Here is a 15,433-nt window from a genome sequence, read left to right on the forward strand (position 1 = left end):
ACAACACCACCCAGCGTAGACACCAGACCCGCTTCCGGGCTCGGTGCTCCGCTGACTCCTGGGCTGCGGCAGGATGGACATCAACTGGTGGGTCCGCGTCACGGCGCGTCCCTACTGAAGACAACCGCTGGAGACGCCTGGTGAGTTCCCCAGATCCGCACGCTTTGGACGAACAGGGCCCGGAAGACCGCCCTGAGCACGGCGAGGACGCCCCGGGCGTTCGCCGGACGCGAAACCCGGGCGGTTCCGCGCGCCGAGGCCCCGTGATCGCCGTGACCGGCGCCGCCTCCGGGGTCGGGGCGGCGCTGGTGACCAGGCTGGCCGCGTCCGAGGAGGTCAAGCAGGTCGTCGCGATCGACGAGCGGCGCGGGGACTGCACCGACGCGCAGTGGCACCTCCTGGACGTACGGGACCCCGCGATCGCGGAGAAACTGCGCGGCGCGGACGTCGTGGTGCACCTCGCCCTCGACCTCGACCTGGAGACGGACCCGGCGGCCCGTACGGCGTACAACGTGCGGGGGACCCAGACCGTGCTCACCGCCGCCGCGGCGGCCGGAGTGCACCGGGTCGTGCTCTGCACCTCGGCCATGGTCTACGGGGCCCTGCCGGACAACGACATCCCGCTCTCCGAGGACGCCGAGCTGCGGGCGACCGCCGAGGCGACCGGCGTCGGCGACCTGCTGGAGATCGAGCGGCTGGGCCGCCGGGCGCCGCGCGCGCACCCCGGCCTGAACGTCACCGTGGTCCGCCCGGCGGTACTGGTCGGCGGCACGGACACCGCGCTGACCCGGTACTTCGAGTCGCCGAGGCTGCTCGTGGTGGCCGGCTCCCGGCCGACCTGGCAGTTCTGCCACGTCGAGGACCTGGTCAGCGCGCTGGAGTACGCGGCCCTGGAGAAGGTCGAGGGAGAGCTGGCGGTCGGCTGCGAGGGCTGGCTCGAACAAGAGGAGGTCGAGGAGCTGAGCGGCATCCGCCGCATGGAGCTCCCGTCGGCCGTGGCCCTGGGCGCGGCGGCCCGACTGCACCGGATCGGCCTCACCCCGTCCCCGGCCGGGGACCTCGCGTACACGATGCACCCGTGGGTGGTCAGCGTCAGCGGGCTGCACGCGGCGGGCTGGCGGCCGCGCTGGACCAACGAGGAGGTGCTGGCGGAGCTGCTCCAGGAGGTCGCGGGGCGGCACACCGTCGCGGGGCGCCGGCTGGGGCGCAAGGACGCCACCGCGGCGGGGGCCGCGGGTGCGACGGTCGCGCTGCTCGGCGCCGCCGCCGCGATCCGCGCCGCGCGCCGGCGCCGGGGCATCTGACTCCGGGCGGGGTCGGGCCCGCCGTTCCGGTGCGGCGCCGTTGCCGGGGGCGCCGCCCCCGGAGCCCCGCGCCTCAAACGCCGGCGGGGCTGGATGTGGCCGGGGATCGGCCTGCGCCGTGACCAGGAGGTTTCTGTAGGAGGCTCCCAAGCCGGCCCGTGGGGACATGGTGAAACTGCTATTCCGCCAGGTCGACGGCTAGGGCACGATGGAGGGTATGGCACCGCACTTCGATCACCCCGGCGAGCACGCCGCTCCGGACCCGATCCGGCTGCTCGAGATCCGTGAGACCCCGCTCTCGATCGACGAGGTCTTCCAGGCCGTCGGCGACGATGCGACGGGCGGGACGACGCTCTTCGTCGGCACCGTGCGCGATCACGACAGCGGGGCGGACGTCGACCAGCTCGGCTACTCCTGCCACCCCTCGGCCGAGGCGGAGATGCGCCGCGTCGCCGAGCGCGTCGTGGAGAAGTACCCGGTCCGCGCACTCGCCGCCGTGCACCGCATCGGCGACCTGGCCGTCGGCGACCTCGCGGTGATCGTCGCCGTGTCCTGCCCGCACCGCGGCGAGGCCTTCGAGGCCTGCCGGATGCTGATCGACGATCTCAAGCACGAGGTCCCGATCTGGAAGCACCAGACTTTCGCGGACGGCACGGAGGAGTGGGTCGGCGCCTGCTGAGGCAGGGGCCGGGGCCCGCCGATTGCCCCGTTCGGACGCGCAACACGCCCTCGATTTGCGTAACCCCCTCCCGGGCAGCAGCGTTGAAGCCACCAACAACATGTACTTCGGGGTAGGGAGACACGCCCATGGCGTCTTTGGCGTGGTTGCTGATTCCACTGTTCGCCGCGATCGGAGCGGCGATATGGGGCAGCTGGGCGGCACGCGACCGCACGGCCGGCGACATATCCGAGCTCGCCGGCTACGCGAGGTTCCGTGAGGTCATGGGCCAGAACGAACCGAGTGCCGCGAAGGCGGACGCGCACCACAAGAAGGACACGGTCGACTCCGTCTGACGCGGTGCCGGGCCCCCGTACGGACCGGCCCCGGGGGCCGCTCGTCAGGGCCGTCACGTACTGTCGATCCATGCCACGCCGCACTGCGACGATGCTCGCCTCCACCCTCATGCTCTTCGCGCTGCTCTGCGCGGGAGTGTTCATGAAGGCCCCGTACTCCGAGATGAGCCCGGGCCCGACCGTGAACACGCTCGGGGACTCGCACGGCGAGCCCGTCCTGAACATCTCGGGGCACAAGACCTACCCGACCACCGGGCACCTGAACATGACGACGGTCCGCGTCACCGGCGCGGACTACGACATGAACCTGCTGGAGGCCGTGTACGGCTGGGCGGCGGGCGACAACATCGTCGTGCCGCACGAGAACCTGTACCCGGACGGCAAGACGGAGCAGGAGTCCACGCAGGAGAACGCCGAGGAGTTCAGCCAGTCGCAGGAGAGCGCCAAGGTGGCCGCCCTCAAGCAGCTCGGCATCCCGGTCGCCGCCCGCGTGATCGTCGCCTCCGTGGTCAAGGGCAGCCCCTCCGAGGGCAAGCTGCACGCCGGAGACGTCATCAAGGCCGTGGACGGGACGCCCGTCAAGGCTCCCGAGGACGTGGCCAAGCTGGTCACCAAGCACAAGCCCGGCGAGCCGGTCGAGTTCACGATCGTGCCCGCCGCCGAGGCCGCCGAGGCCGAGAAGGCCCAGCGCGAGCCCACCGCCACGACGAAGGTCACGATCATCGCGGGCAAGGCGGAGGGCGACGGTCACGCCATCGTCGGCATCCGGGCCGGCACCGACCACACCTTCCCGTTCACCATCGACATCAAGCTCGCCGACGTCGGCGGCCCCAGCGCCGGCCTGATGTTCGCGCTCGGCATCGTCGACAAGCTCAGCCCGGGGAACCTGACCGGCGGCAAGTTCATCGCCGGCACCGGCACCATCGACGACGCGGGCAAGGTCGGCCCGATCGGCGGCATCCAGATGAAGACCATCGGCGCCCGCCAGGCCGGCGCCCAGTACTTCCTGACGCCCGCCGAGAACTGCGCCTCCGCCGCGCTCGACGTGCCCGACGGGCTGACGCTCGTGAAGGTCTCCACCATCGACGACGCCGTGAAGTCGCTGGAGAAGATCAGCAAGGGGGACACGGCCGGGCTGACGCAGTGCGCCAAGCCCTGACCGTGTTCTTCGGCGGCCGGGCCGGCCCGGCCGGCCCAGCCGCCCCCACCTGCTAGTCGAGGAAGGTCGCGGCCAGCGCCTCGGCGAGCCCCGGCACCAGCGTCGCGCCGGTCAGCACCTCGTTCGCCGAGTCCTTGTCCCGCAGCCGTACGGCCGACTCCCGCGATCCGTTGCGCAGGACGCCCACGGTCAGCCGTACCTCCTGCCGGTCCGGGTGGGCGGCGACCCACTTGGCGAGCTGCTTGTCGCTGAGCCCCTCGGGTACGGAGGACTCCGCCGACGGCGGCAGCATCAGCCGCTCCACCGTCAGCGCGCAGCCGAGGATCGACGGGGGCCAGGCGATGGTTCCCAGGAACTTGTCCAGCGGGGTCCCGGCAGGCACCTCGTCCTGCTCGATCGGGGTGAGCTGGTTCTTGCCCGTGTCGTCCTGGTCGAGGCCGAGCTGGCGGGCGACGCCCGGCGCTTCCTTGCGCAGCTTGGCCGTGTCGACCAGGGCGAAGAGCCGGGCGGGCTTGTCCCAGCCGAGGGTGGAGGCGTACTCGTCGATTTCGAGGACCGCACGGGTCAGCGGGCTTGCCGCCATAGGGGTGCCGGGGGACGGCGAAAGGTTGGACATGGCAACATCCTGCCTGCTTTCCCCCGGATACCGGGAACTGACTAAAGCCTCAGTAAGTTGCATGAGTGGGCTCTACGATCGGGGGCCCATGCTTTGAAAAATCTCAGCATCACTTACACACAGCGACTTTCGAGGTGCGCACCTTGGCTTTCCAGATGCCGGACCGCGGCGGAGGCCCCTCCGGGCCACGGATGAGAGTCGGCCGCCCGTCCCGGCGCGCCCGGACTCTTCTGATGACCTTGGGCGTGCTGGCCGTCCTGGCCATGGCGTTCATCATGTTCGCCGGGTTCTGGACGGACTGGCTCTGGTTCCGCTCCGTCGACTACTCCACCGTCTTCACCACCACCCTGTGGACCAAGGTAGGCCTCTTCGCCGTCTTCGGCCTGCTGATGGCGGGTGCCGTCGGGCTGAACATCTGGCTGGCCCACCGGCTGCGGCCGCCGCTCAGCGCGATGTCGCTGGAGCAGCAGAGCCTCGACCGCTACCGGATGACCGTCGCGCCGTACCGCAAGTGGCTGCTGCTCGGCATCTCCGCACTGGTCGGCCTGATCGCGGGCGCCTCGGCGGCGGGCCAGTGGAAGACCTGGCTGATGTACGTGAACGGGGTGCCCTTCGGACAGAAGGACCCCCAGTTCAGCCTGGACGTGTCGTTCTACACCTTCGACCTGCCCTGGTACCGGTTCCTGCTCGGCTTCGGCTTCGCCGCCGTCGTGCTCTCGGTGATCGCCGCAGCCGTCGTGCACTACCTCTACGGGGGACTGCGCGTCACCAGCCCGGGTGCGCGGGCCACCGCCGCGGCGACCGGCCACCTGTCGGTGCTGCTCGGCCTCTTCGTCACGCTCAAGGCGGTCGCGTACTTCTTCGACCGGTACGGCCTCGCCGTGAAGTCCAGCGACTTCAAGGCCGCGGACAACTGGACCGGCCTGCGCTACGTCGACGCCAACGCGTACCTGCCGGCCAAGACGATCCTCGTCGCCATCGCCGCGATCTGCGCGCTGCTGTTCTTCGCGACGCTGTGGCGCCGCACCTGGCAGCTCCCGGTCATCGGCTTCGGCCTGATGGTGCTCTCGGCGATCCTGATCGGCGGGCTGTACCCGGCGATCGTGCAGAAGTTCCAGGTCCAGCCGAACGAGCAGGCCAAGGAATCGCCGTACGTCCAGAAGAACATCAAGGCGACGCGCGACGCCTACGGGGTCGCCGACGCCTCGGTCACGGACTACCCGGGCCTGCCGGACCCCAAGGCGGACAAGAAGAAGCTCCGCCAGGACGCCAACACCACGGCGAGCATCCGCCTGCTCGACCCGAACATCGTGTCCCCGGCCTTCCAGCAGCTCCAGCAGAACAAGGGCTACTACGGTTTCCCGGCCACGCTGGCGGTCGACCGGTACAAGGGCCAGGACACGGTCATCGGGCTCCGTGAGATCAACCTCGCGGGCATCCCGAAGAACAACTGGATCAACGACCACTTCCGTTACACCCACGGATACGGCGTGGTCGCGGCCAAGGGCACCGAGGTGGCCCCGGGCGGGCAGCCCCTGTTCACCGAGTCGGGCCTGCCGGCGAAGGGCGACCTCGGGACGTACGAGCAGCGGATCTACTACGGCGAGCAGACGAAGCAGTACTCGATCGTCGGCGGACCGCAGAAGGAGCTCGACTACGCCAACGACGAGGGCGAGAAGGAGACCACCTACCAGGGCGACAGCGGGGTGAGCCTGGGCAACCCGGTCAACCGCGCGGCGTACGCCCTGGCCTTCAGCGAGCCGCAGATCCTCTACTCCGGCGCCATCGACGACAAGTCGAAGATCCTCTACAACCGCACGCCCAAGGCCCGGGTCGAGGCGGTCGCCCCGTGGCTGACGATCGACGGAGCCGTGTACCCCGCGGTGATCGACGGCCGGGTCCAGTGGATCGTGGACGCCTACACCACCACCAACGGCTACCCCTACGCGTCCCGCACCCAGCTCGGGGACACGACGGCGGACTCGCTGACCAACTCCCAGCGCGCCGTGGTCGCGCAGGAGAACCAGGTCAACTACATCCGGAACTCGGTGAAGGCCACCGTCGACGCCTACGACGGCACGGTGAAGCTGTACCAGTGGGACACCAAGGACCCGGTCCTCAAGACGTGGATGAAGGCCTTCCCCGGCACGGTGAAGGACAAGAAGGACATCTCGCCGACCCTGATGGAGCACCTGCGCTACCCGCAGGACCTCTTCAAGGTCCAGCGTGAGCTGCTGACCCGCTACCACGTCACGGACCCGCAGACCTTCCTCAGCGGCAGCGAGGTCTGGGCGGTCCCGGACGACCCGACCACCAAGGCGGGGACGGCGGTTCCGCCGTACTACCTCTCCATGAAGATGCCGGGCCAGAAGGACCCCAACCAGGCCTTCTCCCTCACCACGACGCTCACGCCGAACGGCAGGGACAACCTGAGCGCCTTCATGGCGGTCAACGCCGATCCCACGACCGCCGACTACGGGAAGATCCAGCTGCTGAAGCTGCCGACCCAGAACCCGGTGGACGGCCCGAAGCTCGTGCAGGCGAGATTCAACTCCAAGCCGGAGATCGCCCAGGAGATCAACATCCTGAGCCGGGGCGATTCCCAGGTGGAGTACGGCAACCTGCTCACGGTCCCGCTCGACAAGGGAATGCTCTACGTCGAGCCGGTGTACGTGCGCGGTGGCGGCCTCAAGTACCCGCTGCTGAAGAAGGTCCTGGTGACCTACGGGGACCAGACGGCCTTCGAGGACACGCTGGAGAAGGCGCTGAACGTGGTGTTCGGGGCCGAGTCGCCGACCACCCCGCCGACGACCCCGCCGGGCGACGGGACCACCACCCCGCCGCCGACCAGCCAGGACCCGACGGTCAAGGCGGCCCTCGCGGATGCGCAGAGGGCGGTCGAGGACGCCGACAAGGCGCTCAAGGCCGGCGACTGGGCGGCGTACGGAAAGGCCCAGGGCGACCTCCAGGCCGCGCTGAAGCGGGCCATCGAGGCCGAGGCGAAGGTGGCGGCGCCCGCGCCCACCCCGACGCCCAGCGGATAGCGGTAATGGTTCAACCCCGCGTCATGCTACTGTTGGTTTACCGACGCGGGGTGGAGCAGCTCGGTAGCTCGCTGGGCTCATAACCCAGAGGTCGCAGGTTCAAATCCTGTCCCCGCTACTGAAGACGAAGGCCCGGATCCGATGGATCCGGGCCTTCGTCATGCCCGATCGAGTTTTTCGCCGACGCGGGGTCACTGGGGTGGGTGAGTTGGGGTGTGAGCGTGTTTGACTTGTCTCTCTGTGGGCATGTCGACAAAACGCTGTAGTGACCTCACTGACTGCGACATACCAGGTGTACGCGGGTAGCAGGTGATGCGACGATGGGATTTATGGGGGACAGGTCAACTCTGCTGGAGACAGGGCGGTTTGTGAGGGCGGACTCCGAATCGGATGCGGAGGCCGATGGGGCGGCTCAGGCCGTTGACGTGCGGACCGCGATGACCACGCGGCCGGTACGGACCACGGCCGCGGCGCCGGCCACGCCGGACGTGTCGGACGTGTCGGACGTGTCAGTCGATGCGTTGTTCGACGACGCGGTCTTCGCGCTGACCGACGCGGCCAGCGACGCCGCGCTGGAGGCCCGGCACCGGGTCGCCGCCGACAAGGGTGACCCGGGCGCGATGAGCGTACTCGGGGCGCTCCTGCTGCGCCGCGGCGACCTCGCGGGAGCCGAGCCGTACCTGCGCGGGGCGACCGGGGCGGGCGACCGCGCGGCCGCCAACAACCTGGGCGTACTGCTGCACCAGCGCGGCTACCCCGAAGAGGCCGCCGGCTGGTGGCGCGTGGCCGCCGTGGCCGGATCCGCCCCCGCCGCACACGCCCTGGGCCGCCACTACCGCGAGCGGGGCGACGAGCCCGCCGCCGAGTACTGGATGCGCCAGGCGGCGGAATCCGGCCATGCCCTGGGGGCCTACGGCCTCGCCGACCTGCTGGAGCACCGCGGGGACAAGGGCGTCGAGCGGTGGTTCCGCGCTGCCGCCGAGCAGGGGCACCGCGAGGCCGCGTACCGGCTGGCCCGGCACCTGAGGAAGGGCGACCCGGCCGAGGCCGAGCAGTGGTACCGGCAGGCCGCCGCGCGCGGGCACCGGCGCGCCGGGCTGCATCTGGGCGCGCTGCTGGAGGCGCGCGGGGAGCTGAAGGAGGCCGGGCGCTGGTACCTGACCTCCGCCAAGCAGGGCGAGGCGCGCGCGGCCTGCGCGCTCGGCTTCCTGCTGCGCGACGCCGGCGACGAGGAGAACGCGGCCACGTGGTGGCTGCGGGCCGCTCAGGACGGCGACGGCAACGCGGCGAACGCGCTGGGCGCACTGCACGCCGCGCGCGGCGAGACCCAGACGGCGGAGAAGTGGTACCGGGCCGCGATGGACGCGGGCGACCAGAACGGGGCGTACAACCTCGCGCTGCTCTGCGCCGCCCAAGAGCGGACCGGACCGGCCGAGCAGTGGTACCGGCGCGCCGCGTACGCGGGGCACCGCGAGGCGGCCAACGCGCTGGCCATCCTGCTGCTGCAGGGCGGTGACGCGGAGGGCGCGGAGCCGTGGTTCTCGAAGGCGGCGGAGGCGGGGAGCGTGGACGCCGCCTTCAACCTCGGGATCCTCTTCGCCAGCCGGGACGAGGACCGCACGGCCCTGAAGTGGTACGAGCGTGCGGCCTCGGCGGGACACACCGACGCGGCGCTCCAGGTGGGCATCGCGCTGGTCCGCGACGGCGAGGAGCGGGCGGCGGAACGCCACCTGCGCTGCGCGGCCGGCGGCGGCAGCGCGGAGGCCGCCTTCCGGCTGGCCGCGCTGCTGGAGTCGCTGGCCCCGCCGCCCGAGCCGGTGGCCCTGGGCGAACCGGTGGGCGGAGCCGCGCGCACCGAGAGCGAGGAGTGGTACGAGCGGGCCGCGGAGCTGGGGCACCGGCGGGCGCAGGTCCGGGTCGGCATGCTGGCCGCCGCGCGGGGCGAGCTGGGGGCCGCGGCGCGGTGGTACCGGGAGGCGGCGGAGGCCGGCTCGCGCAACGGCGCGTTCAACCTGGGGCTGCTGCTGGCGCGCGAGGGCAACGAGCCCGAGGCGGCGCTGTGGTGGACCCGGGCGGCGGTGGCCGGACACGGGCGGGCGGCGCTGCGGCTGGGACTGCTCGCGGCCCGGCAGGGAGACCTGGCGGAGGGTCAGAAGTGGTGCGTGCGCGCCATGGAACTGGGCCCCGCGGAGGTCTCCGAGCGGGCGGCCCGGCTGCGCGAAGCCCTGGCGGAGGAACTGTCCGCGTAAGGGTGCGGACGGCTGCCGGAGCCGAGCCGTTAACCGATTTGCATCTGCTCGCCGTGCTCGCGTACAGTCAGGTTTACCGACGCGGGGTGGAGCAGCTCGGTAGCTCGCTGGGCTCATAACCCAGAGGTCGCAGGTTCAAATCCTGTCCCCGCTACTGAAGGCTCGAAGGCCCGGATCCCCTGGATCCGGGCCTTCAGTCGTTTCTGAAGGCGAAGTAGAGAAGCCGAGAAGTCGAGAGGCCGGGAAAGGAGAAGGCCCGGGAGCTCCATGAGCTCCCGGGCCTTCTTCGTGTCTTCGTTCCTCAGGCCCCGGCGCAGTTCGGGCACACCCCGCGGTACGTGACCTCGACCGTCGACACCACGAAGCCGAAACGCTCCGTGTCCGGCAGGTCGGCCAGCGGGTTGCCCGCCGGGTGCACGTCGCGGATCGCCCCGCACTGCGCGCACACCAGGTGCTGGTGGGGGCGGTGGGCGTTCGGGTCGTACCGCTTGGCGCGCCGGTCCGTGGAAACCTCCAGGACCTCGCCCAGGGTGACGAGCTCGCCCAGGGTGTTGTAGACGGTCGCGCGGGAGATCTCCGGCAGCCTGTCCACGGCGCGCGCGTGTACCTCGTCGGCCGTCAGGTGAACGTGGTCACCGTCGAGCACCTCGGCCACGACGCGCCGCTGTGCGGTCATGCGCCATCCGCGTCCGCGAAGTCGATCCAGCAGGTCACTCATGCACGCCAGCCTAACAGCGAGGGGATTCGGTGTAACTCCCGAATCTGTTTCGACTTGGATGTCGACTTGACTTAGACAAAGTCCATCGTAGGATCGGTTACGTTAGGCGCAGGACAGGTTTGCAGCAAATTTACGCAGGAGGCGCACGTGACGCAGGGACCGCTCACCACGGAGGCCGGAGCTCCGGTCGCCGACAACCAGAACAGCGAGACCGCCGGCATCGGCGGACCCGTTCTGGTTCAGGACCAGCTGCTGCTGGAGAAGCTCGCGCACTTCAACCGCGAGCGCATCCCGGAGCGCGTGGTGCACGCCCGTGGCGCCGGTGCGTACGGCACGTTCACGCTGACCCGTGACGTCTCGCAGTGGACCCGTGCGAAGTTCCTGTCCGAGGTCGGCAAGGAGACCGAGACCTTCCTGCGGTTCTCCACCGTCGCCGGCAACCTCGGCAGCGCCGACGCGGTCCGCGACCCCCGCGGCTGGGCCCTGAAGTTCTACACCGAAGAGGGCAACTACGACCTCGTCGGCAACAACACCCCGGTGTTCTTCATCAAGGACGCCATCAAGTTCCCCGACTTCATCCACACCCAGAAGCGCGACCCGTACACGGGCTCGCAGGAGGCGGACAACGTCTGGGACTTCTGGGGTCTGTCGCCCGAGTCCACCCACCAGGTGACCTGGCTGTTCGGTGACCGCGGCATCCCGGCGACCTACCGCCACATGAACGGCTACGGCTCGCACACGTTCCAGTGGAACAACGAGGCCGGCGAGGTCTTCTGGGTCAAGTACCACTTCAAGACCGACCAGGGCATCAAGAACCTCACCCAGGCCGAGGCCAACCAGCTCGCCGGCGAGGACCCCGACTCGCACCAGCGCGACCTGCGCGAGTCCATCGAGCGCGGCGAGTTCCCGTCCTGGACCGTGCAGGTCCAGATCATGCCGGCGGCCGAGGCGGCCGAGTACCGCTTCAACCCGTTCGACCTCACCAAGGTGTGGCCGCACGAGGACTACCCGCCGATCGAGATCGGCAAGCTGGAGCTCAACCGCAACCCGGAGAACGTCTTCGCCGAGGTCGAGCAGTCGATCTTCTCCCCGGCGCACTTCGTCCCCGGCATCGGTCCGTCCCCGGACAAGATGCTCCAGGGCCGTCTCTTCGGCTACGGCGACGCCCACCGCTACCGCGTCGGCATCAACGCCGACCACCTGCCGGTGAACCGCCCGCACGCCACCGAGGCGCGCACCAACTCCCGTGACGGCTCCCTGTACGACGGCCGCCACGCGGGTGCGAAGAACTACGAGCCGAACAGCTTCGGCGGCCCGCACCAGACGGACCGTCCGCTGTGGGTCTCCTCCGCCGTCACCGGTGGCACGGGCAACCACGCCGCGCCCTCGCACTCCGAGGACACCGACTTCGTCCAGGCGGGCAACCTCTACCGCCTGTACTCGGAGGACGAGAAGACCCGTCTGGTCGAGAACCTCTCCGGCTTCATCGCCAAGGTCTCCCGCGACGACATCGTCGAGCGGGCGATCAACAACTTCCGCCAGGCGGACGGTGACTTCGGCAAGCGTCTGGAAGCCGCGGTCCAGGCCCTCCGCGCCTGACACCCCTTTGCGGCTGAACCGCCGCCGCTCTCGCGGATGCGGTTGCTCGCCGTCGGGGGCATCTCAATTGATGGTTGCTCGCCGAAACAGGAGGGCCGGATTCCCGTCAGGGGTCCGGCCCTCCTGGCGTTCAGCTCGCCAGCGCGGCCGTGCGGCGCCGGCTCGGCGCCCAGCAGCGGATGACATCGCGTACGGACACGATGCCCACCGGGCCGCCGTGCTCCAGGACGATCAGATGACGGAAGCCGCCGTGGGCCATCGCCTCGGCGGCTTCCTGCACGGTGGCGTCCGGGGTGCAGAAGACCACGTTGTTGGTGGTGTGCGCGCCCACGGACTCCCGGTCGGGATCGTGGCCCGCGCCGATCGAGTTGAGGATGTCGCGCTCGGTCAGGATGCCGATGCCGCTGTGTTCGGGGTCGAGGACGACGGCGGCGCCTACGCGCCGGCCGGACATCAGGCAGGCCGCCTGCCGAAGGGTGTGAGTGGGTCCGAGGGTGAGGATCACGGTGCTCATGGCGTCGCGGACGAGCATGAAGAGAGCCACCTCCTGGTGAGTCCCTCCGCTTGGGTGGGGTGCGCACGAAGGGCCGCACTTAGAGAAGTCCTTCACAAGCGCACAAGCGGAGGAGTCTCAGATTCCCACGCCCGCGGGAAGCCAGCAAGGAGGCGCGTAAGGGGCGCTTTCGGCAACTACGGGCGCGGGCCGCCGGCGCGGCCGGCGCGCGCCCGTCCCCGTACGCGTCAGCCGCGCGGGCGCAGCACGTCCAGCATCTCCGTGTGCAGCAGCCCGTTCGAGGCCGCCGCGTTGCCGCCGTGTACGCCGTCCACCCCGTCCAGGCCGGTGAAGCGGCCGCCGGCCTCCTCCACGACGACGGCCAGGGCCGCCATGTCCCACAGGTTCAGCTCCGGCTCGGCGCACAGGTCGAGCGAGCCCTCGGCGACCATCATGTACGGCCAGAAATCGCCGTAGCCCCGGGTACGCCAGCACGCGCGGGTCAGGTCCAGGAAGCCGGGCAGCCGCCCCTGCTCCTCCCAGCCGCTCAGCGAGGAGTAGGCGAAGGAGGCGTCGCCCAGGGTGGCGACCTTGGAGACGCCGAGCGCGGTGGTCTCGCCGAGCGCGCCGCCGGTGAAGGCGCCCCGGCCGCGCGCCGCCCACCAGCGGCGGCCCAGCGCCGGCGCGGACACCACGCCGACCACGGGGCGGAAGGCGCCGTCGGCCTGCTCCTCCATGAGGGAGATCAGCGTCGCCCACACCGGAACGCCGCGCACGTAGTTCTTCGTACCGTCGATCGGGTCCACGACCCAGCGGCGCGGGCCGTCGCCCTTGAGGCCGTACTCCTCGCCCAGGATGGCGTCGGAGGGCCGCGCGGCGGAGATCCCGGCCCGGATGATCTCCTCGGTGGCGGTGTCGGCCTCGCTCACCGGGGTCATGTCGGGCTTGGTCTCGACCTTCAGGTCGAGGGCGCGGAACCGCTCCATCGTGGCGGCGTCCGCCGCGTCGGCGAGTTCGAGGGCAAGGCGCAGGTCATCGTCATACTCGGGCATGCCAGAACCCTACCCAGGCGGCCGGGGCGCCGTGGCGGGCGTCCACGGTGCGGCACGGGCACCCTTGACAGGATCTGTCGGTCCGTCAACTCTGACGGAGACGTCGACCGGAGGCGTCACAGGGGAGGCGACGGTGCCGACGGCCCGGGAGTCCTTGCTCGAAGCGGCGGGAGCGGCGCTCGCGGCGCGCCCGTGGCCTGCCGTGCGGATGGTCGACGTGGCGGCCGCCGCCGGGGTCTCGCGGCAGACCCTCTACAACGAGTTCGCGGGCAAGACGGGCCTGGGCCACGCCCTGGTCCGGCGCGACGCCGCCTGGTACCTCGACGGGGTGGAGCGGGCCCTGACCTCCTCGGGCGTTCCGGCCGAGCGGCTGGCCGCGGTCGTCGAGTGGACCGTGCGCGCCGGCCGGGAGCGGCCCCTCGCGCGGGCCCTGCTGACGGGGTGCTGGAACGGCAACTTACCCGTCCCGGCCGGCCGCGGGGTCCGGCCGGGGCTGCCCGCGCTGGGGCCCGCCGAGCTGATCCGCGGGGTCCGGGAGCGGGCCGGCGCCGCGTTCGGGGCGCCGGAGGGGGCGCAGCGGTGCGAGCTCGCCGTGCGGCTCGCGCTGTCCTACCTGATCGCCCCGGCCGAGCCGCCGGGTCCGGGCCACGCCGGGCTGTTGCCCCTGCTCGGTGTGACGGGCCCCAGCGTGACGGGTCTCAGCGCGACGGGTCTCAGTGCGACGAGCCCGAGAGCTGGAGCCCGATGACGCCGAGGATCACCAGCGAGATCGAGACGAGTTTGAGGGTGGAGACCAGGTCCCCGAGGAAGACCATCCCGTAGATCGCCGTACCGGCCGCCCCGATGCCGGTCCACACCGCGTAGGCCGGGCCCACGTCCAGCTTCTTCAGCGCCAGTGTCAGCAGACCGAAGCTGCCGAGCGCGAAGCACGCGAAGGCGATGGTCGGCCACAGCCGGGTGAAGCCGTGCGACAGCTTGAGGCAGACCGCGAACCCCGTTTCCAAGATCCCGGCGACCACGACCAGCAGCCACGCCATGGCGTATGCCTCCCCGCGTCGTGTGACGCGCTCATGGGCCGGGCCCCAGCGTCACTTGGTGCGATTATGCATTTACCAGACATCGGGGTCGGCAAACCCCGCCGGTCGATCGCCCATCGATCAATCGCCCCGCCCGGTCAGTCGCCCTCGCGGCGCTCCCGGGTCTGGAGCAGCCGCCGCAGCGAGTACAGCCGCGCCGGATCCGCGTGGCCGTCCTCCACCCACTTGTCGAGCGCACAGTCCGGCTCGTCGTGGCTGCACGCGCGCGGGCAGTCCTCCGTGCCCGGCACCAGCTCCGGGAAGGCCAGGATGACCCGGGACGGGTCCACGTGGTGCAGGCCGAAGGAGCGGACGCCCGGGGTGTCGATGACCCAGCCGTCCCCGCCCGGCAGCGGCAGCGCGAGCGCCGAGGTGGTGGTGTGCCGGCCGCGGCCGGTCACCGCGTTGACCACGCCGGTCGCGCGCTGGCGGCCCTCGGCGACCAGCGAGTTCACCAGCGTGGTCTTGCCGACGCCGGAGTGGCCGACGAAGGCGGTGATCCGGCCGTTCAGGTGCTCGCGCACCCGGTCGGCCGCGTCGCCCGCCGCCAGCTCCTCGCGGTTGGTGACCACGTAGTTCAGGCCGAAGGTCGAGTAGATCTCCAGGATCTTGTCCGCGGAGGTCAGGTCGGACTTCGTGAGCACCAGCAGCGGTTCCAGCCCGGCGTCGTACGCGGCCACCAGGCAGCGGTCGATCATCCGGGGCCGCGGTTCCGGATCCGCCAGTGCCGTCACGATGGCGAGCTGGTCGGCGTTGGCGACGACGACGCGCTCGTACGGATCGTCGTCGTCGGCCGTGCGCCGCAGGACGGACTTGCGGGCCTCGATCCGCACGATGCGCGCGAGGGTGTCCTTCTTGCCGGACAGGTCACCGACGATCCAGACCCGGTCCCCGACCACCGCCGCCTTGCGGCCCAGCTCGCGGGCCTTCATCGCGTGCACGGGGCGGTCCTCGACCAGGCAGGTGAGCCGGCCGCGGTCCACGGTCAGGACGAAGCCCTCGGCCGCGTCCTCGTGCTTGGGGCGGATGGTCGTACGCGGCCGGTTGCCCTTGGGGTTGGGCCGCTGGCGGATGTCGTCCTCGTCGGTGTGCTTCCCGTACCTGCGCAT

The 15,433-nt window shown here is 70.9% G+C and carries 14 protein-coding genes and 2 tRNA genes; 10 read left to right on the forward strand and 6 right to left on the reverse strand.

The window, feature by feature from the left end; all coding sequences use genetic code 11:
- Nucleotides 1–164 precede the first annotated feature (164 nt).
- From AC061S_RS19110 to AC061S_RS19125, 4 genes are all read left to right on the forward strand, one after another.
- Complete coding sequence (locus AC061S_RS19110; protein ID WP_478687226.1) at nucleotides 165–1,304, forward strand: SDR family oxidoreductase; 1,140 nt, start codon at nucleotides 165–167, stop codon at nucleotides 1,302–1,304.
- A gap of 217 nt (nucleotides 1,305–1,521) precedes the next feature.
- Nucleotides 1,522–1,983: a molybdenum cofactor biosynthesis protein MoaE gene (locus AC061S_RS19115; RefSeq protein ID WP_478687169.1), complete on the forward strand. Its 462-nt coding sequence runs from the start codon at nucleotides 1,522–1,524 to the stop codon at nucleotides 1,981–1,983.
- Nucleotides 1,984–2,111: 128 nt separating this feature from the next.
- Nucleotides 2,112–2,318 carry a hypothetical protein gene (locus tag AC061S_RS19120; protein WP_478687170.1) on the forward strand — a complete coding sequence of 69 codons (207 nt, stop codon included), beginning with the start codon at nucleotides 2,112–2,114 and terminating at the stop codon, nucleotides 2,316–2,318.
- 70 nt (nucleotides 2,319–2,388) lie between these two features.
- Complete coding sequence (locus tag AC061S_RS19125) at nucleotides 2,389–3,477, forward strand: YlbL family protein (RefSeq protein ID WP_478687171.1); 1,089 nt, start codon at nucleotides 2,389–2,391, stop codon at nucleotides 3,475–3,477.
- Nucleotides 3,478–3,529: 52 nt separating this feature from the next.
- On the opposite strand, the gene AC061S_RS19130 is transcribed toward AC061S_RS19125, so the two are convergent.
- Complete coding sequence (locus AC061S_RS19130) at nucleotides 3,530–4,093, reverse strand: PPA1309 family protein (protein WP_478687172.1); 564 nt, start codon at nucleotides 4,091–4,093, stop codon at nucleotides 3,530–3,532.
- Between the two features lie 155 nt (nucleotides 4,094–4,248).
- Between AC061S_RS19130 and AC061S_RS19135 the strand changes: the two genes are divergently transcribed.
- The 4 genes from AC061S_RS19135 to AC061S_RS19150 all read left to right on the forward strand — a co-directional run bounded on the left by AC061S_RS19135 (nucleotide 4,249) and on the right by AC061S_RS19150 (nucleotide 9,540).
- Nucleotides 4,249–7,137 (forward strand): UPF0182 family membrane protein, encoded by a 2,889-nt coding sequence (locus tag AC061S_RS19135; RefSeq protein WP_478687227.1) that lies wholly within the window; start codon nucleotides 4,249–4,251, stop codon nucleotides 7,135–7,137.
- Between the two features lie 44 nt (nucleotides 7,138–7,181).
- Nucleotides 7,182–7,255, forward strand: a tRNA-Met gene (locus AC061S_RS19140).
- Between the two features lie 202 nt (nucleotides 7,256–7,457).
- On the forward strand, nucleotides 7,458–9,386 hold the full coding sequence (locus tag AC061S_RS19145; RefSeq protein ID WP_478687173.1) for a tetratricopeptide repeat protein: 1,929 nt from the start codon (nucleotides 7,458–7,460) through the stop codon (nucleotides 9,384–9,386).
- A gap of 80 nt (nucleotides 9,387–9,466) precedes the next feature.
- Nucleotides 9,467–9,540 (forward strand) — tRNA-Met (locus AC061S_RS19150).
- A 147-nt stretch (nucleotides 9,541–9,687) separates the two neighbouring features.
- Here the strand turns inward: AC061S_RS19150 and AC061S_RS19155 are convergent.
- Nucleotides 9,688–10,104 carry a Fur family transcriptional regulator gene (locus AC061S_RS19155; protein WP_478687174.1) on the reverse strand — a complete coding sequence of 139 codons (417 nt, stop codon included), beginning with the start codon at nucleotides 10,102–10,104 and terminating at the stop codon, nucleotides 9,688–9,690.
- 147 nt (nucleotides 10,105–10,251) lie between these two features.
- Here AC061S_RS19155 and AC061S_RS19160 point away from each other — a divergent pair, with 147 nt between their 5' ends.
- Complete coding sequence (locus AC061S_RS19160) at nucleotides 10,252–11,703, forward strand: catalase (RefSeq protein ID WP_478687175.1); 1,452 nt, start codon at nucleotides 10,252–10,254, stop codon at nucleotides 11,701–11,703.
- Nucleotides 11,704–11,833: 130 nt separating this feature from the next.
- Here the strand turns inward: AC061S_RS19160 and AC061S_RS19165 are convergent, their stop codons facing one another.
- The gene (locus tag AC061S_RS19165) at nucleotides 11,834–12,235 is read right to left on the reverse strand and encodes a CBS domain-containing protein (RefSeq protein ID WP_327304642.1); all 402 of its coding nucleotides are present in this window, start codon (nucleotides 12,233–12,235) and stop codon (nucleotides 11,834–11,836) included.
- A 209-nt stretch (nucleotides 12,236–12,444) separates the two neighbouring features.
- On the reverse strand, nucleotides 12,445–13,248 hold the full coding sequence (gene hisN, locus AC061S_RS19170) for a histidinol-phosphatase (RefSeq protein ID WP_478687176.1): 804 nt from the start codon (nucleotides 13,246–13,248) through the stop codon (nucleotides 12,445–12,447).
- Nucleotides 13,249–13,381: 133 nt separating this feature from the next.
- Here hisN and AC061S_RS19175 point away from each other — a divergent pair, with 133 nt between their 5' ends.
- On the forward strand, nucleotides 13,382–13,996 hold the full coding sequence (locus tag AC061S_RS19175) for a TetR/AcrR family transcriptional regulator (protein ID WP_478687177.1): 615 nt from the start codon (nucleotides 13,382–13,384) through the stop codon (nucleotides 13,994–13,996).
- Here AC061S_RS19175 and AC061S_RS19180 read toward each other — a convergent pair.
- Both AC061S_RS19180 and rsgA read right to left on the reverse strand, forming a co-directional pair.
- Nucleotides 13,962–14,285, reverse strand: coding sequence for a DMT family transporter (locus AC061S_RS19180; protein ID WP_112447780.1), 324 nt, complete (start codon nucleotides 14,283–14,285; stop codon nucleotides 13,962–13,964). The genes AC061S_RS19175 and AC061S_RS19180 overlap by 35 nt on opposite strands.
- 137 nt (nucleotides 14,286–14,422) lie before the next feature.
- Nucleotides 14,423–15,433: a ribosome small subunit-dependent GTPase A gene (rsgA, locus tag AC061S_RS19185; RefSeq protein ID WP_478687178.1), complete on the reverse strand. Its 1,011-nt coding sequence runs from the start codon at nucleotides 15,431–15,433 to the stop codon at nucleotides 14,423–14,425.

The organism is Streptomyces sp. CA189, assembly GCF_056428985.1.

What these genes read in the sequence shown, in the direction of transcription:
- AC061S_RS19155 (WP_478687174.1), bottom strand. Translation starts at nt 10,104, where the DNA reads ATGAGTGACCTGCTGGATCGACTTCGCGGACGCGGATGGCGCATGACC.
- AC061S_RS19165 (WP_327304642.1), bottom strand. Translation starts at nt 12,235, where the DNA reads ATGCTCGTCCGCGACGCCATGAGCACCGTGATCCTCACCCTCGGACCC.
- hisN (WP_478687176.1), bottom strand. Translation starts at nt 13,248, where the DNA reads ATGCCCGAGTATGACGATGACCTGCGCCTTGCCCTCGAACTCGCCGAC.
- AC061S_RS19135 (WP_478687227.1), top strand. Translation starts at nt 4,249, where the DNA reads ATGCCGGACCGCGGCGGAGGCCCCTCCGGGCCACGGATGAGAGTCGGC.
- AC061S_RS19115 (WP_478687169.1), top strand. Translation starts at nt 1,522, where the DNA reads ATGGCACCGCACTTCGATCACCCCGGCGAGCACGCCGCTCCGGACCCG.
- AC061S_RS19145 (WP_478687173.1), top strand. Translation starts at nt 7,458, where the DNA reads ATGGGATTTATGGGGGACAGGTCAACTCTGCTGGAGACAGGGCGGTTT.
- AC061S_RS19130 (WP_478687172.1), bottom strand. Translation starts at nt 4,093, where the DNA reads ATGTCCAACCTTTCGCCGTCCCCCGGCACCCCTATGGCGGCAAGCCCG.
- AC061S_RS19120 (WP_478687170.1), top strand. Translation starts at nt 2,112, where the DNA reads ATGGCGTCTTTGGCGTGGTTGCTGATTCCACTGTTCGCCGCGATCGGA.
- AC061S_RS19180 (WP_112447780.1), bottom strand. Translation starts at nt 14,285, where the DNA reads ATGGCGTGGCTGCTGGTCGTGGTCGCCGGGATCTTGGAAACGGGGTTC.
- AC061S_RS19125 (WP_478687171.1), top strand. Translation starts at nt 2,389, where the DNA reads ATGCCACGCCGCACTGCGACGATGCTCGCCTCCACCCTCATGCTCTTC.
- rsgA (WP_478687178.1), bottom strand. Translation starts at nt 15,433, where the DNA reads ATGCGCAGGTACGGGAAGCACACCGACGAGGACGACATCCGCCAGCGG.